The organism is Tenacibaculum caenipelagi, assembly GCF_004363005.1.
GTDB lineage: Bacteria > Bacteroidota > Bacteroidia > Flavobacteriales > Flavobacteriaceae > Polaribacter > Polaribacter caenipelagi.
This window is the reverse complement of sequence record NZ_SNYH01000005.1, coordinates 102,355-123,358: the sequence shown is the minus strand read 5'-3', so window position 1 is coordinate 123,358 and position 21,004 is coordinate 102,355. Positions and strand designations below refer to the sequence as shown.

General features: G+C 32.3%; 21 protein-coding genes. 5 read left to right on the top strand and 16 right to left on the bottom strand.

The genetic code is table 11. The annotated features are described in order from the left end of the window. Window positions 1-17 precede the first annotated feature (17 nt). The 3 genes from DFQ07_RS11570 to DFQ07_RS11560 all read right to left on the bottom strand — a co-directional run bounded on the left by DFQ07_RS11570 (window position 18) and on the right by DFQ07_RS11560 (window position 2,544). The gene (locus DFQ07_RS11570) at window positions 18-1,079 is read right to left on the bottom strand and encodes a mannose-1-phosphate guanylyltransferase (RefSeq protein WP_133537029.1); all 1,062 of its coding nucleotides are present in this window, start codon (window positions 1,077-1,079) and stop codon (window positions 18-20) included. Window positions 1,080-1,124: 45 nt separating this feature from the next. Continuing rightward, window positions 1,125-1,724 (bottom strand): SprT-like domain-containing protein, encoded by a 600-nt coding sequence (locus DFQ07_RS11565; protein WP_133537027.1) that lies wholly within the window; start codon window positions 1,722-1,724, stop codon window positions 1,125-1,127. 139 nt (window positions 1,725-1,863) lie between these two features. After that, the gene (locus DFQ07_RS11560) at window positions 1,864-2,544 is read right to left on the bottom strand and encodes an SDR family NAD(P)-dependent oxidoreductase (protein WP_133537025.1); all 681 of its coding nucleotides are present in this window, start codon (window positions 2,542-2,544) and stop codon (window positions 1,864-1,866) included. Between the two features lie 75 nt (window positions 2,545-2,619). On the opposite strand from DFQ07_RS11560, the gene DFQ07_RS11555 reads away from it, so the two are divergent. After that, on the top strand, window positions 2,620-3,900 hold the full coding sequence (locus tag DFQ07_RS11555) for a metal-dependent hydrolase family protein (protein WP_133537023.1): 1,281 nt from the start codon (window positions 2,620-2,622) through the stop codon (window positions 3,898-3,900). Window positions 3,901-3,962: 62 nt separating this feature from the next. Here the strand turns inward: DFQ07_RS11555 and DFQ07_RS11550 are convergent, their stop codons facing one another. Continuing rightward, window positions 3,963-5,006 (bottom strand): glutaminyl-peptide cyclotransferase, encoded by a 1,044-nt coding sequence (locus tag DFQ07_RS11550; protein WP_133537021.1) that lies wholly within the window; start codon window positions 5,004-5,006, stop codon window positions 3,963-3,965. A 194-nt stretch (window positions 5,007-5,200) separates the two neighbouring features. Here DFQ07_RS11550 and DFQ07_RS11545 point away from each other — a divergent pair, with 194 nt between their 5' ends. The 3 genes from DFQ07_RS11545 to DFQ07_RS11535 all read left to right on the top strand — a co-directional run bounded on the left by DFQ07_RS11545 (window position 5,201) and on the right by DFQ07_RS11535 (window position 8,239). Continuing rightward, window positions 5,201-5,452: a type B 50S ribosomal protein L31 gene (locus DFQ07_RS11545; protein ID WP_133537019.1), complete on the top strand. Its 252-nt coding sequence runs from the start codon at window positions 5,201-5,203 to the stop codon at window positions 5,450-5,452. Window positions 5,453-5,548: 96 nt separating this feature from the next. After that, a complete protein-coding gene (locus DFQ07_RS11540) occupies window positions 5,549-7,078 on the top strand; it encodes an FMN-binding glutamate synthase family protein (protein WP_133537017.1) in 1,530 nt (509 codons plus the stop codon). Between the two features lie 63 nt (window positions 7,079-7,141). Further along, window positions 7,142-8,239, top strand: coding sequence for a class I SAM-dependent methyltransferase (locus DFQ07_RS11535; protein ID WP_133537015.1), 1,098 nt, complete (start codon window positions 7,142-7,144; stop codon window positions 8,237-8,239). A gap of 34 nt (window positions 8,240-8,273) precedes the next feature. Here DFQ07_RS11535 and DFQ07_RS11530 read toward each other — a convergent pair whose 3' ends face one another. The 9 genes from DFQ07_RS11530 to DFQ07_RS11490 form a co-directional block, all read right to left on the bottom strand. Further along, a complete protein-coding gene (locus tag DFQ07_RS11530) occupies window positions 8,274-9,443 on the bottom strand; it encodes a histidine decarboxylase (protein WP_133537013.1) in 1,170 nt (389 codons plus the stop codon). A gap of 239 nt (window positions 9,444-9,682) precedes the next feature. After that, the gene (locus DFQ07_RS11525; protein WP_208107697.1) at window positions 9,683-10,723 is read right to left on the bottom strand and encodes a M28 family metallopeptidase; all 1,041 of its coding nucleotides are present in this window, start codon (window positions 10,721-10,723) and stop codon (window positions 9,683-9,685) included. A gap of 70 nt (window positions 10,724-10,793) precedes the next feature. Beyond that, a complete protein-coding gene (locus DFQ07_RS11520; protein WP_133537009.1) occupies window positions 10,794-11,591 on the bottom strand; it encodes an ABC transporter ATP-binding protein in 798 nt (265 codons plus the stop codon). Window position 11,592: 1 nt separating this feature from the next. Next, a complete protein-coding gene (locus DFQ07_RS11515) occupies window positions 11,593-12,624 on the bottom strand; it encodes a FecCD family ABC transporter permease (RefSeq protein WP_133537007.1) in 1,032 nt (343 codons plus the stop codon). Further along, window positions 12,625-13,203: a non-canonical purine NTP diphosphatase gene (locus DFQ07_RS11510; protein ID WP_133537005.1), complete on the bottom strand. Its 579-nt coding sequence runs from the start codon at window positions 13,201-13,203 to the stop codon at window positions 12,625-12,627. A 136-nt stretch (window positions 13,204-13,339) separates the two neighbouring features. Next, window positions 13,340-14,185 (bottom strand): coiled-coil domain-containing protein, encoded by an 846-nt coding sequence (locus DFQ07_RS11505; protein ID WP_133537003.1) that lies wholly within the window; start codon window positions 14,183-14,185, stop codon window positions 13,340-13,342. Window positions 14,186-14,339: 154 nt separating this feature from the next. Then, window positions 14,340-14,813 carry a 23S rRNA (pseudouridine(1915)-N(3))-methyltransferase RlmH gene (rlmH, locus tag DFQ07_RS11500; RefSeq protein ID WP_133537001.1) on the bottom strand — a complete coding sequence of 158 codons (474 nt, stop codon included), beginning with the start codon at window positions 14,811-14,813 and terminating at the stop codon, window positions 14,340-14,342. A 251-nt stretch (window positions 14,814-15,064) separates the two neighbouring features. Beyond that, entirely contained in the window at window positions 15,065-16,522 is a 1,458-nt protein-coding gene (locus DFQ07_RS11495; protein WP_133536999.1) for a serine hydrolase, read from the bottom strand. Window positions 16,523-16,620: 98 nt separating this feature from the next. After that, window positions 16,621-17,160, bottom strand: a complete 540-nt coding sequence (locus DFQ07_RS11490) for a helix-turn-helix domain-containing protein (RefSeq protein ID WP_133536997.1) — start codon at window positions 17,158-17,160, stop codon at window positions 16,621-16,623. Between the two features lie 320 nt (window positions 17,161-17,480). Between DFQ07_RS11490 and DFQ07_RS11485 the strand changes: the two genes are divergently transcribed. After that, window positions 17,481-18,536 carry an IS110 family RNA-guided transposase gene (locus tag DFQ07_RS11485; protein WP_133536995.1) on the top strand — a complete coding sequence of 352 codons (1,056 nt, stop codon included), beginning with the start codon at window positions 17,481-17,483 and terminating at the stop codon, window positions 18,534-18,536. A 324-nt stretch (window positions 18,537-18,860) separates the two neighbouring features. Here the strand turns inward: DFQ07_RS11485 and DFQ07_RS11480 are convergent, their stop codons facing one another. The 3 genes from DFQ07_RS11480 to DFQ07_RS11470 all read right to left on the bottom strand — a co-directional run bounded on the left by DFQ07_RS11480 (window position 18,861) and on the right by DFQ07_RS11470 (window position 20,872). Further along, window positions 18,861-19,400: a DinB family protein gene (locus DFQ07_RS11480; protein ID WP_133536993.1), complete on the bottom strand. Its 540-nt coding sequence runs from the start codon at window positions 19,398-19,400 to the stop codon at window positions 18,861-18,863. 149 nt (window positions 19,401-19,549) lie between these two features. Beyond that, window positions 19,550-20,005, bottom strand: coding sequence for a hypothetical protein (locus DFQ07_RS11475; RefSeq protein ID WP_133536991.1), 456 nt, complete (start codon window positions 20,003-20,005; stop codon window positions 19,550-19,552). A gap of 306 nt (window positions 20,006-20,311) precedes the next feature. Then, window positions 20,312-20,872: a hypothetical protein gene (locus tag DFQ07_RS11470; RefSeq protein WP_133536989.1), complete on the bottom strand. Its 561-nt coding sequence runs from the start codon at window positions 20,870-20,872 to the stop codon at window positions 20,312-20,314. Window positions 20,873-21,004 lie beyond the last annotated feature (132 nt).

The following is a 21,004-nucleotide window of genomic DNA, read 5'->3' as shown; positions in this document are numbered from 1 at the left end:
AAGAGAGAGGTAGTTTGTTAAAATTTCTCTTTTGCTTCAGTTCGTAGTTGTTTAATGTCTTGTTCGTCTTTACGTGGACAAATTACCAAAACATCATCTTTTTCTACAATAATGAAATCTTGTAACCCTTGGACCACTACTTTTTTACCGTTTTTAGTGCTGACCATATTTCCGTTGGCATCTTTAAAAATAGTTGTGGCTCCAACTGTTGCGTTTTGATGAGTGTCTTTACCTAGTTTGTTATATAAAGAACCCCAGGTACCCAAATCATCCCAACCAAAATCTACAGGGAGTACATGTACTTTTTCAGAACGCTCCATGATTCCGAAGTCGATAGAAATGTTTTCACATTTTTCATAGTTACGTTTAATAAAATCATCTTCAAAATTGGTGTTGTACACGTTGTCTTCGGTTTCTAAAATGTTTACCATTTCAGGAAGATGTTTTTTAAAGGAATCTAAAATGCTAGAAACAGACCAAACAAAAATCCCTGCATTCCAAAGATAGTCACCACTCGCTAAAAACTGAGTAGCTTTTTCTAGGTTTGGTTTTTCGGTAAATGTTTTTACTTTTTTTATTTCAGAAGAATTTTCTTCAAACTGAATATAGCCATAACCTGTATTTGGATGACTCGGTTGTATTCCTAGAGTCATTAATATATCTTCTTGAGAACAAGCGTTAAAAGAAGTCTCAATATTCTTAATAAATTCCGCTTCATTTTCTATCCAGTGATCTGATGGAGCTACCAATATCACAGCATTTTCATTTTGCTGACGAATTTTTAATGCAGCATATAAAATACAAGGAGCAGTGTTGCGCATTGTAGGTTCAAGTAGCACTTGTTTACTGCTGATTTTAGGAAGTTGTTCTAATACTAACTCTTCATAACGCTTATTCGTAGCAATTAAAATATTTTCAGAAGGAACTAATTGATTAATTCTACTAAAAGTTCTTTGCAGTAAAGATTCACCAGTTCCTAATAGGTCGTGAAATTGTTTTGGATACTTTTCGGTGCTTACCGGCCAAAGACGAGAACCTACACCTCCCGCCATAATTACTGCATAATAATTGCTATTCATATTGGTTATTTTGATGATGTTCCGAATTTACTTCGGAATGATATGTTAATTATTTAAAGCTACTAGCTCTACTTCTGCGTTTTGATTGAACAAATACACACGTTTGTTACTCAAATTTAAGCATTCGTAACGTGTTCTTCGTTTGCTACCTCTTTTGTATAGTGTGTCTTTAAATTGAAAAACACTACCATTTGGAATTTCAAAGATAAAATTCTTTCCGTCTTCAGATTCACCTCTTCGTAAAGCTAGTGATAAATTTACATCGGCATCGGTACTGGCTTTCGGATTTTTTAGGTAGTTGGCTAAATATGGTAGCATATCTTTCGGATAGATTTCTGGCTGTAAAAAAGGCAACATTAAATGTTGAAATACGGTTTTCCATTCTTTACCATGAGGTTGTACCCTTCCAAATTTTTGATAGGTAACATGATGAGCTATTTCATGAATTAAGGTTAATAAAAACTGATATGGATTCAAGTTGTTATTCACCGTAATTTGCATGTGACCATTTGGTAAGCGACGAAAATCACCATGTTTGGTTTGACGTTCACTTACTATTTTTAAGTTGATTTTATGCTCAATAATTAAATATTCAACTAACGGAATAGCTTCTTCAGGGATGTATTTAATCAGTGTTTTTTTCAAAAGTCAGTTCGAGTGGTTTTTATTTTGAAATAAAATGGAAAAATAAAAATTGTATCGAGAACTAGCTAATACTTCTCAATACAATTTTCTTTTCAACTATGTTGAACGAAAATCACTTGAAGTGACAGTCGTTATTTCTCTATGGAGTAGAACTAGAAACTTGCAATACTTTTCCGTTATAATATTTATTGCCTGTTAACGCAAAATCAAAAATATAATTTGCCATTTCTTTAGCTGATAATGGAGCGATATAACCAGGGAAAGCTTCTTCTAACATCTCTGTTTGTACAGCACCTAATGCTAAAACGTTAAAAGCTATTTGTTGTTCTTTGTACTCTTCAGCTAACAATTCAGATAAGGTAATTACAGCACCTTTGGCAGAACTATAAGCAGCTAAACCAGGAAACTTCATACTTCCTTGTATTCCACCCATACTACTCACTGTTACTACATGACTCCCTTGTTGCATAAACGGTAAGAGGTTTTTAGTCAATTCAGCAACTGCAAAAACATTCACTTTATAAACCTCTTCAAAATCTTGCGTAGTTAATTGTTCAAAAGGTTTATTAACCAATTTTCCTGCGTTATTAACAAGAATATCTACTTTTTTCCATTCAGTTGAAACAAAATCAACCGCTTTTTTTACATCATTTTCGTTAGATAAATCAATTGAAATAGTTGTAATGTTAGGGTGGTTTATTTGTTCTAAAGGCTTAGTGTTTCTTGATAAAGCGAGTACTTGATGTCCTTGATTAGCAAATTGTTGAGCTAATTCAAAACCAATGCCTCTACTAGTTCCTGTAATAACAATGTGTTTCATCTAAAATAGGTAAAATTAAAAAGGCAAGCTACATAAAAATCACTACATTTATTACCTAATCGTATTTAAATTATTATGAAAAATAGATTTTTTTTAACCTTGACTTTATTCATTTCTGCAATAGCATTTAGTCAAAGTTCTTACATATTCTGCGGGAAATTAATAGATACAGAAAAAGGTAAAATTAAAGAAGAACAAACTATCGTTGTAAAAGGAAATAAAATTGTTGATGTTTTGAAAGGTTATGTTAATCCAGAAAATTCCGATGATGAAATAATAGATTTAAAAGATAAAGTAGTCATTCCTGGATTGATTGATATGCACGTGCATATTGAAAGTGAACATAGTCCCAAAACAAGGTTAGAAAAATATATTTTAAATGATGCAGATAGAGCTTATAATTCTGTAAGCTTTGCTAAAACGACTTTATTAAATGGTTTTACTACTGTAAGAGATTTAGGAGGAACAGGGGTGAATATTTCTTTAGCAAAAGCAATTAAGGGTGGTAAAATTGTGGGTCCAAGAGTGTTTACAGCCGGAAAATCTTTAGCAACAACAGGAGGACATGCAGATCCTACAAATGGAAGTAGAAGAGAACTTATAGGGAACCCTGGTCCAAAAGAAGGAGTAGTAAATTCGGTAGAAGATGCCCGAAAGGCAGTTAGACAACGTTATAAAAATGGAGCTGATTGTATTAAAATTACAGCTACAGGTGGGGTGCTGAGTGTGGCAAAGTCAGGAGACAATCCGCAATTTACTATTGAAGAGATAAAAGCTATTTGCGAAACAGCGAAAGATTATGGAATGCATGTTGCGGCTCATGCTCATGGAGATGAAGGGATGCAACGAGCAATTATAGGAGGAGTGAAAACTATTGAACATGGAACGTATATGAGTGATGAAACTATGGAGTTGATGAAAAAGTATGATGCGTATTTAGTACCAACAATTACAGCAGGTAAAGAAGTGGAAGAGAAAGCGAAGGTTAAAGGTTTTTATCCTGAAATAGTGGTACCTAAAGCTTTAGCGGTAGGGCCACAAATACAAGGAACTTTTAGCAAAGCGTATAAAAAAGGAGTAAAGATTGCATTTGGTACCGATGCAGGAGTATTTGAACACGGAAAGAACGGAAAAGAATTTGGGTATATGGTTGAAGCTGGAATGCCAGTTATGGAAGCAATTCAATCTGCGACGATAACCAATGCCAAGTTGCTAAATATGGAAAAGGAATTGGGGCAAGTAAAGAAAGGTTTTTTAGCAGATATTATTGCTGTAGATGAAGATCCGAGACAAAATATTCATACGATGGAAAATGTAGTTTTTGTAATGAAAAACGGTGAGGTTTATAAAAAATAAAGGAAACTAAAAAGCCACTTTCTACAGTAAGAAAGTGGCTTTTTAGTTTTTTAACAGGTTGTTTATTCTTTAGTAAGTTCTATTTCGAATAATTTACCCCAGTGTTTTCCTGTAACAAATAAACGATTAGCATCTGCGTCGTAAGCAATTCCATTTAATACGTCATCTTGAGGTTCTAAAGTTTGATCTTTAGCAACAATATCTCTTAGTCCATTTAAGTTAGCAACACCTTCAACCACACCAGTTTCTGGATTGATAATTACTATGGAGTTTTGTTGCCATTTGTTAGCATAAATCTTTCCATTGATAAGTTCAATCTCATTTAAGTTGTCAACAGGGTATTTGTTGGTATAAACTTGAATACTTCTTTTTTCTTTCTGAGTATTGGCGTCTAAAAACCAAACTTTGTTTGTTCCATCTGTTTTAATAAGCTCAGAACTGTTGTGTGTTAATCCCCAACCTTCGTTACTATTTGTGTAATTGAAACTTCCAACTTGTTTGAAAGATTCAAAATCATAGATAAAACCTTTACGAGCTTGCCATGTTAACCAAAATATTTTATTATTAAAGATAGTCATTCCTTCTCCAAAATATTTTTTGTCTAAATCTAATTTTTGAAGTACTTCTCCAGTTTTTAGTTCTACTTTTCTTAAAGTAGATTGACCTCTACGACCAGTAGTTTCATATAAGTATCCATTTTTGTACTCCAAACCTTGTGTATAGGCATCTTTATCGTGAGGGTAAGTATTTATAATTTTGTAGGAATATACTGCTGGAGCTTCTTTAGCTAATACTTCAATAGAATTATTCAGTTTTTTAGACTTATTTGGGTAAAAAGCCAAAGCAGTAACTGCGTGTTTTCCAACTCCAAAATCGGCAGTATTAATAGTAACACTTGTTTCGTTTGTGTTTACACGTTTATTATCAACATATAGTTGTACTGAGTCTATTTGTTCACCTTTAAGTTGTTCAAATTTTATAGCAGCTTTTTCTCCTAAAGTAGTCTTTTTTGTAGTGTTTAGTTTAAATTTGTAATTAGTTTCGCTACAAGAGGTTACTAATAAAGTGGTAGCTAATCCTAAAGTAAAAAGGTTATGAAAACGCATATATGTAATATTATTTTTGTAGTTAACAATGTTGTTCTACAAATTAAAGCAAATTATTTGTTTGCAAATTAAAAAAAAGGGTTAAATTTGCACCCTCAAATAGCCATTGCAGGTTTTTGAATAATGAAATGATTATAAAGATTTACCAACTTTATATTTTTCAGCAAAAATAAAAGATTTTAAATTTACAAGAGATGAAAAAAGGTATACATCCAGAAAATTATAGAATGGTGGCGTTTAAAGATATGTCTAACGGAGATGTTTTTTTAACGCGTTCAACTGCTAATACAAAAGAAACTTTAGAAGTAGACGGAGTTGAATATCCATTAATCAAATTAGAAATTTCAAGAACTTCACATCCTTTCTACACTGGTAAGTCTAAGTTAGTAGATACTGCAGGACGTATTGATAAGTTCAAAAACAAATACGCGAAATTCAAAAAATAATTTTAAGTATTTTATAATATATTATAAAAGCTCTGGCTATACGTCAGAGTTTTTTTTGTTTAAAACCTTTATTTTAGTTTGTAAAAAACACAAGAGATGAGAGATACTATTTTGTCGATAATTATTGTTATTAACGTTTTGTGTGGGGTACTGGTTTATTTTATTCCAGATATGGGGAATGTTATTTTATTAACCATAGCTTCTGCAGTAACCTTGTTAGCTATTTATGATGCTTTTATTCAAAAAGAACACTCGCTAATGAGAGCGTTTCCTGTTGTGGCTCGTTTACGATGGATTTTTGAAGATGAACGAGAAAAAATTCAGCAATACTTTATTGAAGATGATTTAAATGGGAAGCCAATTAATCGTGAAAAGAGAAGTATTGTTTATCAACGTTCAAAAAAAGAAATAGAAACGGTGCCTTTTGGTACGCAACACAATGTGTATAAAAAAGGCTATGAGTTTGTAAAACACTCATTATTTCCTAAAGATCATCATCAAATTACAGGAGAAAGAGTCTTGATTGGTTCTGATAAGTGCAAGCAAAAATATGATGCTTCAATTATCAATATTTCAGCAATGTCTTTTGGTTCTTTGAGTAAAAATGCAATAATGGCTCTAAATCAAGGAGCAAAGATGGGAGGTTTTGCTCATAACACTGGTGAAGGAGGGATTTCTCCATATCATTTACAAGGTGGGGATTTGATTTTTCAAGTAGGAACTGGATATTTTGGGGCAGGAAAAAGTGTGAATGGTAAGCGTGTTTTTGATGCAGAAATTTTTAAAAAGAATGCGGCTCGTCCAGAAGTAAAGATGGTAGAAATTAAATTTTCTCAAGGAGCTAAACCTGGTCACGGGGGAATTCTTCCAGCTAAAAAGAACACAAAAGAGATAGCAGAGATTCGTTCTGTAGAACCGTTTACTAGAGTAGACTCACCACCGAGTCACGATGCCTTTTCTAATTTTGAAGAAATGATTGACTTTATTCAAAGGTTAAGAGAATTATCAGGAGGTAAACCTATTGGAATTAAATTTTGTGTTGGAGATAATAACGAAGTAGAAGAAATGATTAAAGCTTTTGCGGATGCGAATAATTACCCAGATTATATTGCTGTTGATGGAGGAGAAGGAGGTACAGGTTCTGCACCATTAGAGTTTTCAAACTATATTGGAACCCCGTTATTAGAAGGATTGTCGTTTGTGAACGGAATGTTGAAAAAATATGGATTAAAGAATCAAATTAAAATTATCGCTAGTGGTAAAGCTATTGACGCGTTTGATGTAGTGAAATATTTGGCTCTGGGTGCAGACGCTATTGGTATGGCACGTAGTTTTATGTTGAGTTTAGGATGTATACAAGCACGTGAATGTAATTTAGATACCTGTCCTGTTGGTGTGGCAACTCAAGATAAAGATTTAGTTAAGGCTTTGGTGGTTGAATACAAAAATGTACGTGTAAGAAATTATCATAACAAAACTATTAGTGCTGTTAAAGAAATGATAGCAGCCATGGGAAAAGAATCGATTACAGAGGTTGAGTCTAAGCATATTTTTAGAAGAGGAAAAGATGGAGAAATTACATCTTTAGATAAAATTTATGATGTTCAAGAAGAAGTGTTAATTTAGAATTTAATTCTAAGTCATTTAGAACGTAGGAAGAAATCTATTTATAAGATAAAGACAAGCCGATTGGAAACTACTGTAGAGATTAATTCAAAGACATATCAGTTAGAGCGTTACCCAAAGACTTTTGATAAAAGTCTGCGTGCATGGAGTAATGCCGAGTTGTTGGTATTAGAATATATAACAGGTAAAAATATTGAACATTTACATTTGTTTAATGATCGTTTTGGGGTGTGGAATTGTACATTACAAAATGAAAAACTTACCACAGTTTGGACCTATGCTAGCCAGCAGAAAGCCATTCGTCAAAATTTAGAGTTGAATAAGTTACCGGTTAAGGTTGACTATAAAACTCCGCTAGATGATTTGAGAAAAGTTGAGTTAGCCGTGATAAAAATTCCAAAGTCTATTGAATTGTTCGAGCTGTTTTTACAACAAATTCATAAAGCTTCCAATAAGGATACTGAAGTGGTTTGTGGATTCATGACCAAATACTTTTCACCTTCTTTTGTAAAAGTAGCTGAACAATATTTTGATGAGGTTACACAATCAAAAGCATGGAAGAAAGCACGATTACTTATTTTAAAATCACCTAAAGAATCATTTCCGAAAAAAGAATTCATCAATACAATTCAATGGAAAGAAAAGTTTTTGCAACAATACTATGGGGTGTTTTCATCAGGGAGTGTTGATATTGGAACGCAATTCTTTTTAGAGGATTTAATAGTTAAACCAGAAGAGTTAAAAGTACTAGATGTAGCTTCTGGGAATGGAATTATAGCTTATGAAGTAGCGGAGCAAAACCAGCAAGCGGAAGTAACTTTATTGGACGATTTTAATTTAGCAATAGAATCGTCTAAAATTAATTTACAAGAGAAAAAAGCAGAATTTTTATGTGATGATACTCTAGAAAATCTGAAAGAAAATTCTTTCGATTTAGTGGTGTCAAATCCGCCTTTTCATTTTGAACATGAAAATAATATAGAAATAGCACTAAACCTTTTTAGAGATGTGAAAAACTGTTTAAAAACAAATGGTAGATTTTTGTTAGTAGCTAACTCACATTTAAATTATAGTACGCATTTAAGCTTATTGTTTGAATCTGTAAGTATTGTAAAACAGAATAAGAAGTTTCAAATTATTGAATGTATAAAAAAACGCTAAGAAATTTCTTAGCGTTTTTTGTTTGTTATAGTTTCTAACTCAATGAAAAATCATAGGAAATATCCTCTTCAATAATTGGTTCGGTACAATTTTTTAAATCGCTAATAAACTCGTCAATTTGTGTTTTGGTAACATTAGGCATACAAATTACATGAGAAATATTCCCTTCAGTAGCTAATTGCCACTTGTCTTTTATACTTTTCGGAGTTTTTGGTAATACCACTGTAATTGCATTAGGATTTCTCCAAGCATTAACTCCTATTTTTTGTAATTCAGCTTCGCAGTATTCGGCAACTTCTAAACTATGTAGGTAACGTTGTTGTAGTCCTTCAACACCTAATTGCTTTAAGGCATACCATAAAAATAAAGGCGAGTGTCCGTTACGCGAACCTGTAATGGTAGTATCAAATGAACCGATATAAGAAATGCCTTTAGCTATTCTGTCTCTGTTAGATCGCTTTGCCATTAATACTCCAGTAGGAATTGGAGAACCGATAAATTTATGCCCACTAATGGAAATGCTATCTGCACCATCCATAAAGTCAAAAGGCAAACGAGGTTCCATAAATGGACCAAAAGACCCCGCTAAGGCAGCATCACAGTGAATATAGTGGTCTTGGATAGCCAAGTTGCTTAAAATTCCTTTGATTTTACCTATGTCGTCTTTAGCTTCTTTCATGGTTGTACCAAAAGTAGCTAACACAATTACAGGTTTGTGGCGGTTCATACGAACAGTATTTTCAAAATCTTCATAATCCATTTCGCCATTTTCTTGTGATTTAATCACAATACTAGGAATGTTTAATAAATGAATATTCTTTCGCACACTATAGTGTGTAGATTCTGAATAGTATACCATAGCTTTTGGAAACAATTCACGAGCGATATATAAACCGTATAAATTACTCTCAGAACCTCCATTGGTAACATATCCCCAAAAATCTTTTGGGTTTGCTCTAAATAACTTGGCAAAAAAGGCGATAACTTCACGTTCCATTTCGTGTGTTTGAACACGGTAGGTACCTTGTTCAAAAGGATCACCAAGGTTGTTAATAGGATACTGAAAAAATTTATTTAATTCAGAATAGTCAAAATCTTTTGATACTGGGTATCCTAAAAAAGTATCGCGAGCTGTGCTTAGTTCTTGCTCTAATTTATTTAGCTTTTGTTGATTCTCTATAGATAATTTATGCTCGTTAGCCATGGGTGAAAATTTAAGCGGGCAAAAGTAAATGAAACAATACTAATTGTCATTAAAAAGATTAATAATTAGATTATTTTTCTGTTTTAATGTTGTATGTAGATAAATAATCTAATTGTTGCTAGTTGATTGAGTATTGAGCGATAAATTTTAATGAAAGCCAACAGCCATTAGGAGTTGTAAACAAAAAAAGCTCATCAATTTGATGAGCTTTTAACTTATAATTTAAATTAGGTTTGATCTTATTTTGCAGCTTTGTCAACTACAACACGATTCTCACGATTAGCAACTTCCCAAGCTGTATGGAAAACTAAACGAGCTCTGTTTTCTAACATTTCATAATTGATTTTGTCAGGAGTATCTGTAGGTTGATGATAGTCAGCATGTGTTCCATTAAAATAAAAGATAATAGGAATGTTGTGCTTTGCAAAATTATAATGATCAGAACGATAGTAGAAACGATTAGGATCGTTATCGTCGTTATATTTATAGTCTAAATCGATATTAGTATATTTTTTGTTCATAGCCTCAGAAATATTATGTAATTCAGTACTTAATTTGTCTGAACCAATTAAGTATACATAATTAGGGTTTCCTTTATGACGATCGTCAACTCTACCCACCATATCAATATTTAAGTTAGCTACAGTATTAGCTAATGGAAAAATAGGATTTTCTGTATAAAATTTTGAACCTAATAAACCTTTTTCTTCACCTGTTACATGCAAAAATAAAACTGAACGTTTTGGTCCTTTACCTGCGTCGGCAGCCTGTTTAAAGGCTTCAGCAATTTCTAAGATAGCTACAGTACCAGAACCGTCATCATCTGCACCATTGTAAATTTTTCCATCTTTAACTCCTTCGTGATCTAGGTGAGCAGAAATGACCACAATTTCTTCTGGTTTTTCAGTTCCTTTTATAAAAGCTACTACATTTTCAGAGTCTTTTAAATTCATTCCTCTTCTACTGTTGCTGTTTAAAAAATCAGCAGGAACTTCTTGGAAGTAGTCATCACCGCCTAATGGAGATTTAATTCCTTGGCTTACATAAAAATCTTTCAAATATTTAACGGCCTTCTTTTGTCCAGGTTCACCAGTATTTCTTCCTTCAAATTCATCAGAAGCGTAGATAAATAAGTGCTTGCCTAAATCTTTTGCGGTAATAGTTTTGGCATATTTAGCAGCATAGTCAAGGGAAGTGTCATTATCTGTACTTGTAGTTTCTTTGCTAGAGCCACATGCAACAAGCACAATTGCACTTGCGATATAGAGTAATTTTCTCATCAATAATTAATTAAGGTTTGTTTAGTTTGATTAGTGTTCAAAAATAACAAAATGTTATAGAGGTTCAAATTTAATTTTTCTTGATAACGAATTGTTCTAATGTTTTGTTAAAACTTATCAGTTCTTTAGGGAAAAGCTCTTCAAAGGCATTTTGATTAATCAATTCTTGCGATGTACCTGTGTATATTTCTTTTTCAGAAAGAAGAATGAATTCATCTGCTAATTGAATAGCTAAATTTACTTCGTGAGTAGAAATGATAATAGTTTTTCCAGTATTTTCCACTAGTTTTTTCAGTAGCGAAAACACTTTGAAAGTATGGTGAATGTCTAAATGAGCAGTAGGCTCATCTAAAATGATAATTTCGGTATCTTGAGCCAAAGCACGTGCTATGAGTACACGTTGTAATTGACCGTCGCTCAATTCATAAAACCGTTTGTCTTTTAAATGACCAATTTCAGTTTGTTCAATTGCCCAAAGAATTTTTTTTAAGTGATCAGGTGTAAGTTTATCTATCCAGTTGGTATAAGGTTGACGTCCTAGTGCTACCAATTCAAAAACCGTTAACTGGCTTAAAGGTAAACGTTCTGTAAGTACTAAACTTAAGGTAGTTGATAGTTCTTGATTGTTGTAAGCAGAAAGCTTTTTTTGCTTAATTTTTACAGAACCTTGAAGAGGCTTTTGAACTTTAGAAATCGTACGTAATAGTGTCGATTTACCAATTCCATTCTTACCAAGAAGAGCGACAAATTTTCCTTTTTCAACTGATACATTAATGTTTGAAGCAATGACAGTTTGTTGCTTTTTTGATTGATAACCGATGGCTAGATTATCGGTTTGTAAAACGATATGTTTTTCAGAGTTTGTCAAGCTATACGTATATTTTCTTTTTTCTAACTAATAGCCAAATAACTATAGGGGCACCAAATAACGAAGTTATAGCATTTATAGGCAATGTAAACTCACTAGTTGGTAGTTGTGCAATACTATCGCAAATTAATAAAATAATGGCGCCAATTAAAGCAACAGCAGGCAATAAAACTTTATGGTTTGAAGTTGAAAATAACATTTTAGCTAAATGCGGAACTGCTAAACCTATAAAAGCTATAGGACCTGAAAAAGCAGTGATAACTCCTGTTAGTATACTGGTTATTAACAGTATAATGTTTCTACTTCTTTTAATATTTATACCAAGGCTTTTTGCGTAGTTTTCACCCAATAAAAAGCTGTTTAAAGGTTTAATTACAAAGAATGTTCCTAGAATACCTATAAGATAGATGGTTCCAAAAACGGTAAGCTCTGTCCAGGTTAAATTACCCAAACTACCAAAACTCCAAAATAAATATTGTTGAATTTGTTCTGCATCGCTAAAGTAAGCAAGTACACTTATTACCGATGAGGTTAAGGAACCAAACATCAATCCGATGATTAAAATTGACATGGTATTACGAACCCTGTTTGCTGCTATAATTACGGCAGATAGTACAAGAAAAGATCCTGTACTTGCAGCAATAGCCAATCCCCAATTTGAAAAAATCAAAATTAAAAATGCTCCTCCAAAAATTCCTGAACCTAAAATAAGTAGAGCTACTCCTAAACTTGCCCCAGAAGAAATTCCCAATACAAAAGGACCAGCGAGTGGATTTCTAAATAATGTTTGCATTAATAAACCACTAATAGATAAACCAGACCCGACTAAAATAGCAGTAATTGCTTTAGGCAATCGGTAATTTAGAATAATGGTTTCCCAGCTATCTTTAATAGAGATGCCTCCAGAGAGAATATTAAAAATTTCTTCTAAAGGAATGGTTACAGAACCTAAGCTGATATTTGCAATAAAAAAAACTATCAGAAGAACTGATAAAAGTAAAAACTGAATAGTGTATGTTTTTGATAAATTCAACTAGTCGATGGATTTTAAAAATGCTACTAATTGTTGAATTGCTAATCCGCGATGGCTAATTTTATTTTTCTCTTCCGAAGACATTTCAGCAAAAGACTTGTTATATCCTTCGGGTTGAAAAATGGGATCGTATCCAAAACCTTGTTGTCCTTGTTTTTCTAATAAAATATCACCTTTACAAATTCCATTAAAAAAGAACTGCTTACCATTTAAATTCAAACAGATAGAGGTTCTAAATTGTGCTTTTCTGTTTGTTTTACCGCTTAACTCAGTTAGTAGTTTTTGCATATTGTTTTCCGAGTTATTTGATTCACCAGCGTAACGAGCAGAATACACACCAGGAGCCCCATTTAAAGCTTCAACTTCCAATCCTGTATCATCGGCAAAACAATTGTACCCAAATTTTTCGGTGATGTAATTGGCTTTAATCTGAGCGTTTCCTTCTAAAGTAATAGCTGTTTCTTCAATATCGTCAAAACACTGAATGTCTTTTAAAGAAAGTAATTCGATAGAGTCGGGAAGCATTTTTTGTACTTCGGTAAGTTTGTTTTGATTGTTCGTAGCAAAAACCAGTTTCATTGATTAGAAGTTTATACAAGCAAATGTATCAATTTTTATTCTCATGCTATTTGTATTCAACTACAGAAATAAAAAAAATAACCCGCTGTTTAATTAAACAGCGGGTTATGATAAGTTACTATTAAATAGTTTTATACTATCCTTTTATTTTTGCTAATTCTTGTTTTTTAGCGTTGATTTCGTTTTCAATTTTTAGTAAACGATTTTCAATTTTATCAACAATAGCTTGTTTTCTTTCAATACTTTCTTTAGAAGTAGAAGGGTCTTTTTTAGCTTCTTCTAATTTAGACTTCATCTTTGCTAAACCTTCTTTACCACTAATTAAAATTTCTTCGTTAATGCTAATGTCGTCTTCAAGATCACTTACTAATACATTCTTTTCTTTAGTAATAACTTTCTCTTGAGCTTTAATTTGACTGTCTAATTGCTTTAGTTTTTCTTCTTCTAAACGTAAAGCTTCTTGCTCTTTTAAGTAAGCAATTTCTCTTGCTTTACGCTCTTCGTCTAACTTTTTACGAGCAGCTTCAAGTTTTTGTTTTTGTAAAGCAATTTCATCTTGATCACTGTTTAAGCTTACCTTGTATGTGTCTTTTATTTCTTTAGCAGGTTTAGGTTGCTTAGCAGCTTCTTTTTTAATTTTTTTAGCTAACTTTCTTTCAAAGTTTTCTAGCTCTTTTTTCTGATTATCAATTTGAGAGTTTAACTTAGTAAGTCTCTGTTGCATGTTAGAAATTATTCTTTCCTTTCTCTCAACTTCTGTCTTAGTTGCTTTTTTACTCTTTTTATAGTCTTCTAAATTAGCCTTTACGCGTTTTAATGCAGTAACACCACTCATTAAAATCTCTTCGTTGGCATTAATTTGGTTTTCTTTATTTTTTATTTGAGTCTTCAACTCTTTAATGTCGTCTTGAGCAGAAACTTGTTGAATACTAACAAATGTTATGAAAAAGATTGAAGTTGCTAAAAGCCTTAATGTTTTCATTTTAATGTGTTTATTTTTGTTTTGGGGCGACAAAAGTATACTTTATTACCTTAAAAAAATAACTTTTAGACAGGTATTTTTTAAGGTGTTTTTGAGGATTAACACATCTTTATTTTTTATGCAAATTCGTTAAAAAGTATTTAATTTTTTTGCATTATTCGTGATGATATGGCTCGTTACGCAGAATAGTAAAACCACGGTAAATTTGTTCAACGATAAATAAACGAATCATTTGGTGCGAAAACGTCATTTTTGATAATGATAACTTTCCTTGGGCTTTATTATATACAGCATCAGAAAAGCCATAAGGACCACCAATAACTAGCACCAATTGTTTAATACCAGAATTCATTTTCTTTTGTAGGTACTGAGAAAACTCCATTGAGGTGTGTTGTTTCCCTTTGTCATCCAATAAAACTAATTGGTCGGTAGGTTGTAGTTTAGACAGAATTAACTCACCTTCTTTTTCTTTTTGTTGAGACTCGCTTAGGTTTTTAACATTTTTAATATCTGGTATCACTTCCAACTCAAACTTTACGTAATGTTTTAATCGGTTTTGGTATTCGTCAATTAATTGCTGTAACTGTTTATTGTCAGTTTTACCTATGGCGAGTAGTTTTATTTTCATACGGCAAAATTACGAATGTTTTATAAACTCTTAAAGGGAAGGTTTTAGTGTGAAAAAATATAATCTGAGCAGTATAATTTCTAATTTATCCAACTCATTTTACTGTTTGTGTTTAACGGTAAATTGTATGAGTAGTGGTAGGTTGCGTGTGTAGTTTTCTGACAAACCACTACACAGTTTGAGCAGATTACATAATTTGAGTTTTGCCAGATTACCTGCCATTAGTTATACAAAATGTTGGGCAACGTTTATCATCTTTTATTCCATAGTTCATTTCCTAAATAGAGTCGTTTGGTCAGTATATCCTCATAAATTTTATCGACATTATCTCCGTTCAGGAAAACTAAATATCCATTTTTTGATTTTGGAAACCATATAGCCAATGTACTTACACCAGGGTCTTTACCTGTATGTAGCAAAGCAAACTCATCATCGCTGAAACCTGCTAAAATTTCCCAACCTAATCCGAAAAAGTCATTTTCTTTAAGTGTTACTTGATGTTGTATCATTTCTTGATACAGATTTTTAGAAATTCCTGCGCCATTAATTATATGCTCTAAAAATTTCCCATAATCTTCAACAGAGGTTAAAAGGTTTGCGGCAGCATTTGCTTCATAATATTTTTCGGTTACTATTTTTTCTCCTTTTTCGTTGAAGTTTTGAGCATATCGTGTTTCGTCCATTCCTGAATCCCACCAGAAGCGAGTATCGGTCATTTCAAGAGGGGTAAATAACAGTTTCTCAGTAAGTTCTTCAAGATTTTTACCCAGTTTGTTTTCAATCGCTTTTCTTAAATATTCAAAGCCTTCTCCTGAGTATTGATATTTTGTTCCAGGATCAAATTGAAAAGTCAGTTTATTTGATTCAGTCATAAAACGCCAATTTGGAAAGCCCGTTTGGTGCGTTAAAATGAGTCTGGGTGTGAGTTTCTTATACCTTTCATCGTTTTTAATATCAGGGTCAATCCAATATTTGAATAGAGGTTCGTCCAAATCCAATAGCCCTTTATCAATCAGCTTCAATGTGGTCAAGGCAACAATTGGTTTAGTTAAAGACGCAACTTTAAAGACAGTATTATGGGGTGCGGTTGTTTGTTTATCGAGTGTTCCGTAAACTTCAATTTTGGTCAATTTTCCGTTTTCAATTATTCCAATTCCCGCTGCAGGAACGTTGTTATCTTTCAATAACTTTTCAATATCATTTTCTGGGGTTTCAACAATGGGGTTGTGATGGTCATAACTTAAAACGTTACTCATCACCCAAATGTCTTCTTTTTTAATCCATACGGTTGTAAATTTTGCGGTGCTCGTCCATACATCTTCTTTGCCGGCTTCCCTGATATAAAAATTGTGAACTCCTGATTGAATAGCGCCATAAATCTTTCCGTAATTATATAATGGAAAAATACTTAAACTGCCTTCTTTTAATTTTCTTATTGGTTTTTTATCTGGATTAGAGCAAATATATTTTTGAGTGTTTTCAAAGAAGGTATTTCTGTTTTGGAATCCGCTTTGATCGTGATAAAATTTTAAATCTTCCGCTATGTGACTTTCTAAATAATCCAAATCACATTGGTTAAACGCACGTTCAAAGAAAATGCTGTCTTGCTTTTTGAGTTCGATAAATAAGTCTGATTTTTTATCTATTTGTGCAATGGAATTAATAGATAAAGCAAGAAAAGCTACACTAAAGAAAATTTGTTTTGTCATGCTAATATTTTTTTGCAAAAATGCGAGTCTTGATGGTTTTCATCATAAAAGTCTACCCGCCAATATCCTGACAATATCCCGTCATCTTTTTGAAAGGTTTATATAACGCTGAAATCCAATCGAATAAACAATTTTTCTCTTTTGTCAATTTCGACTGTATTTCTAAGGATGATAAACACATTAGACAAAACCAATAAAATCATGACGACTAAAATAAACTTGTTCCCAAGCGAGAACCAGTTCTTTGCAAATGAAGTCAACATAAAAATAATAAAAGAAAATATTAACCATAAAATTTGAATGGAAACAATTTGCTTTGTCAATGGATTAAATTGCTTCTTTGCAAACATTAAAATAAGTGGAATAATAATATTTACAGGCGGGATTATTGTAAAAGGCAATGAGGATAGGTTGATAATCTTTATTAAAGTGGTGTTAATCTCAATTTCTGCCTCTTCTTTTTTAAGCAATTCATTTTCTTTTATTCTCAAAGCCTTCGCTAATAATTTAAGTGTTTGTCCTTTGGGTTCATTCCCCGATTCAATACGTTGTATGGTTCTTATAGAAATACCTGATTTTTCAGAAAGTTCTTCCTGTGTCAAGTTAAGTTTTTCTCTATTTTTTTTCAGTTTTGACATTCGAAGTTGTTTTTAAATTCTGACTAATGTCAGGGAAAGTACAATTTATATATCGGTTTATTGTATCATTTCAAGATTAATTCTGTCTCCCGATTAGCTTTGCTTTACGACGTTAGCATAAGAAATTAATGGAATTTCTTCATGTGGGGAATATTGCCTAACGATCTCGTATAACTGTCAGTTACGGTTTTTAAGTTAAGAGCTGACGTTAGCAATTCCGAGTGGATTCGGGCGTAGTCGAATCCACAGTAATTGCGGTTAGCATCCATGAAAAAGCAGTAAGTCGAGTATCTTTAAAGTTGATTAAAACAATAAAAGATATGCACACTCAAATTACTGCGGATACTAAATTATACATAGGAATTGACATACACAAGCGCAGCTGGAAAGTTCATTGTTCAACAGATTTATTTTCGGGTAAGAGTTTTAGTATGCCTCCAGAACCAGCGCAATTAAAAGCTTATGTAGATACACATTTTCCGGAATATGAGGTTAGTACGGCTTATGAGGCTGGATGTTGTGGATATTACGCACACCGTTGTTTTGAGAGTTATGGTTGGCGTTCCTTGGTAGTTAACCCAGCAGATATCCATCGAAAAGGGAAGGAGCGTTATACCAAAACAGATCGTATAGATGCACAACTGATAAGTAGAGAATTGAAAGATGGTCGATTAAGCAGTATTTATGTACCCGATGAGCATCGCGAAGCTTTACGAAGTTTGTTTCGCAGGCGCAATGATTTGGTAAAGGATTTTAGACGTATCAAGAGTTATATAAAAATGCAGTTGTTGTATTTTGGAATAAAAGTACCAGAACAGTACGATAATGACCATTGGAATCATGGATTTCGAGGGTGGTTAGATGCTATGGTTTTTCAGTACCCTGTAGCAAAGGCAAGCTTAGAGAGTAGGATGCGTTATTTTCGGTTTGTAGATGAAGATTTACGATTGGTAAGTAATCAGCTAAGAGCTTATTGTCGTAAACATTTTAAGAAGGATTATTATTTGCTTAGAAGCATACCGGGAATTGGAGGTATTGTGGCTTGTGGGATTATTAGTGAGTTGGGAGATTTACGTCGATTTAACAGTGTAAAACACTTGGCAGGTTATGTAGGGCTAGCTCCAGGGGTTTATCAGAGTGGCGATAACTATAAAACGACGGGTATTACTCCTAGAGCACATCGATTAATGCGTTCGTATTTTATAGAGGCTTCATGGCAGGCGATTCGAACGGATCCAGTGATGCAGCATTATTATCGAAAGCATTATGACAAGGATACCAAGAAGATAATCATTAAAGTAGCCCGTAAGTTACTTAGTAGAACTTTAGCCGTTATCAAAACAGAAACTCCTTATGAGATAGGGGTTGTAGAATAGTATAAAAATCAATAACAAAGCTCAGAAAAGAAGTAGACAAACCTGTATCACAAAACAATGTGGGTGACCAAAGGATCACATCGGTTAGCAAGTGAACAGGTTAATTATAACTTATAATCATACAGATGCTGGTGACAACCCAAGAGAGTTGATCACATATAGGATGCGGAGCAAGTTATAAGGTATTGAAGTATTGATAATCCTTCGGAATTATCAACAATTCAACACCCTAAAATCATTATTATGTAAGAATTAAAAAAAGAAATAGTAACTTTGAACAACTGGACTAGTGCTTTTCATAGGATGCATTGTTGGTAACTGGCTTTACTTTCTCAATTCTTTCAAGTATAAGTTTTCTATTATTTTAATATGATGTAAATCGTGTCCAAGAATATGATATCCCAAAGCTCTTGCACTTGCTTTATTTCCGTTTGCAATTCCGACACGTTTTAATGATTTGTCAGATAATCCATTAAACAAAGTAATTGTCGACAATCTTAAAGCTTCATATTCTTCTAATATATTCTCAATTGTTCTTTCCGATGTGTCAGAATAAAAATTATAATCTTCCTGTTCAAATCCTGGGAGATTTGTTTTATCATTTCTAGCGAATGAAAGAGCTCTATATCCATATATTCTTTCGTCATCAATTATATGAACTAAAACTTCTTTAATTGACCACTTATTCTTTTCATATCTATAGCCTAATTCTTCATTCGATAAGTTACTTATCAAAGACTTTGTTTTATACAAACTCGATTTCAATTGTTCAATAAGGCTTCCATCTTTTTTAACTAGTTTCATATACATTTCAGCATAACTAGGATATTCATTTTGTAATGGAAATTCAATATATTTAATCATTTAGTTTTTTTTATATTGTTGTCAACGGTTTCGGTTATGAGTAGTTATATGTTCAAGCACGTAATTTAGCAAATACAAACCGAATAGAAAACCTTTACGAATTTTTGTAAGTAAGGACTAGCAATTAATTATGGTGTTACCACACGTTTTTATTCTACTCTTTTTAATTTTTCTCTATATTTATAGGTTTTTGAATTTAGAAAAACTACTAATAATGCAGCACCAGATGAATGATTAGTAATATCTAAAATCAAATTTTTATTTTTATCCAATGACAATCTCATTTTTGTTAAGTCAAATCTTCCAAAAAGATATGGTATACCAATGAATTTTAATTTTTTCTTTTTCAAGTATAAATATCCATCTTTTTTTAATTCGGTTTTAACAACTTCCTCTTGAAATGTTTTTCCATTTTCTAAATAATTAATTCTGATTTTTTTAGGACTTATTGTATTCAGTTCAAAATGATACATTTTTTGGCTATCTAATTTAATTCTCTCTTTTCCAGATTTTAGGTCAATTAAAGTAAAGAAATTCCGATGGATTGATTTTTTAGTTTCATAAGCTTTAGAAATACTATCAAATTCCAAAATACATAATTTCATATTTACCATTTAAATTAGTCAAGTTGTTTTTAGTCAAAGTTCTTGAATTTAAAATACTATCATCAAATGAAGCGCAATTCTGAAAGAATATTGTTAGAATTAAAATGAAATAAAATGGTTTCTGTCTCTTCAAAAGTTTTTATGTTAGATGTGTGGTAACGTTTGTGTGTATGATTTTTTGCGGGAAAAGGACGCGAGTCGTTTTCCGTTGTAGCGGAAAGATAATTAATAAGGTTGAATTTCCGCCGAGGAAATTCAGTAGCAATTAATTATACGCCTTGTTGGCACCAGTTTTTTATTCATATTTCACATTAATCCACCATATATATTTGGATTGGTCAAAATATTGGTAATGATATTAGTCAAAACATCTCCACCCATTTTTTTCAATTTTTCCTTTATTTCGGATGTTGTTTTTTCAGGTTCACGTTCATAGTTTTTTAGAATCTCCTTTAGTTCTTTATATTCTTTTCCTGTTATTTCATCCTTTACTGCTTCCGTAAAAAGATTTAAAACTATTTGTTGCGTATTATTAATTGTAATATTTGTATTCCCAGAACCTTTTCCACTTGTTTTTATAGGTTCCTCAGGCATTAATTTAATCGCTCTTAAAATTCCCATCATTTTTTGATGGTTGTTAGGACTTAGTTGCTCAGTATTTCGTCTAAAATCTTCTAAATCACTTGGGAAATAAGTCTTAATAAAACGTTGAGATGAAGATTGCCAATTTTGATACTCTTCTTTTTTCCTTGTACTATAAACAGAATTAAATCTAAGTACCCCACTTCCTGCTGGAACATGATAAATCGAATCTGTTAGCTTTTCGCCTTGTGAAATTAGGTCATCTAATAATTTACTTTTATTCATTAATTTTCTTAGTATTTGAGATTTTCAAATTGGTGCCAACTTGTTATGTTATATATCAAATTTTACTTCTTTTATCTCGACAAAAACATGGGATATCATAAAGTGTAGCAATTTTTATACGCTATCAAATAT

What these genes read in the sequence shown, in the direction of transcription:
- DFQ07_RS11505 (WP_133537003.1), bottom strand. Translation starts at nt 14,185, where the DNA reads ATGAAAACATTAAGGCTTTTAGCAACTTCAATCTTTTTCATAACATTT.
- DFQ07_RS11550 (WP_133537021.1), bottom strand. Translation starts at nt 5,006, where the DNA reads ATGCGTTTTCATAACCTTTTTACTTTAGGATTAGCTACCACTTTATTA.
- DFQ07_RS11485 (WP_133536995.1), top strand. Translation starts at nt 17,481, where the DNA reads ATGCACACTCAAATTACTGCGGATACTAAATTATACATAGGAATTGAC.
- DFQ07_RS11480 (WP_133536993.1), bottom strand. Translation starts at nt 19,400, where the DNA reads ATGATTAAATATATTGAATTTCCATTACAAAATGAATATCCTAGTTAT.
- DFQ07_RS11525 (WP_208107697.1), bottom strand. Translation starts at nt 10,723, where the DNA reads ATGAGAAAATTACTCTATATCGCAAGTGCAATTGTGCTTGTTGCATGT.
- DFQ07_RS11510 (WP_133537005.1), bottom strand. Translation starts at nt 13,203, where the DNA reads ATGAAACTGGTTTTTGCTACGAACAATCAAAACAAACTTACCGAAGTA.
- DFQ07_RS11470 (WP_133536989.1), bottom strand. Translation starts at nt 20,872, where the DNA reads ATGAATAAAAGTAAATTATTAGATGACCTAATTTCACAAGGCGAAAAG.
- DFQ07_RS11475 (WP_133536991.1), bottom strand. Translation starts at nt 20,005, where the DNA reads ATGAAATTATGTATTTTGGAATTTGATAGTATTTCTAAAGCTTATGAA.
- DFQ07_RS11530 (WP_133537013.1), bottom strand. Translation starts at nt 9,443, where the DNA reads ATGGCTAACGAGCATAAATTATCTATAGAGAATCAACAAAAGCTAAAT.
- rlmH (WP_133537001.1), bottom strand. Translation starts at nt 14,813, where the DNA reads ATGAAAATAAAACTACTCGCCATAGGTAAAACTGACAATAAACAGTTA.
- DFQ07_RS11570 (WP_133537029.1), bottom strand. Translation starts at nt 1,079, where the DNA reads ATGAATAGCAATTATTATGCAGTAATTATGGCGGGAGGTGTAGGTTCT.
- DFQ07_RS11555 (WP_133537023.1), top strand. Translation starts at nt 2,620, where the DNA reads ATGAAAAATAGATTTTTTTTAACCTTGACTTTATTCATTTCTGCAATA.
- DFQ07_RS11495 (WP_133536999.1), bottom strand. Translation starts at nt 16,522, where the DNA reads ATGACAAAACAAATTTTCTTTAGTGTAGCTTTTCTTGCTTTATCTATT.
- DFQ07_RS11490 (WP_133536997.1), bottom strand. Translation starts at nt 17,160, where the DNA reads ATGTCAAAACTGAAAAAAAATAGAGAAAAACTTAACTTGACACAGGAA.
- DFQ07_RS11540 (WP_133537017.1), top strand. Translation starts at nt 5,549, where the DNA reads ATGAGAGATACTATTTTGTCGATAATTATTGTTATTAACGTTTTGTGT.
- DFQ07_RS11560 (WP_133537025.1), bottom strand. Translation starts at nt 2,544, where the DNA reads ATGAAACACATTGTTATTACAGGAACTAGTAGAGGCATTGGTTTTGAA.
- DFQ07_RS11545 (WP_133537019.1), top strand. Translation starts at nt 5,201, where the DNA reads ATGAAAAAAGGTATACATCCAGAAAATTATAGAATGGTGGCGTTTAAA.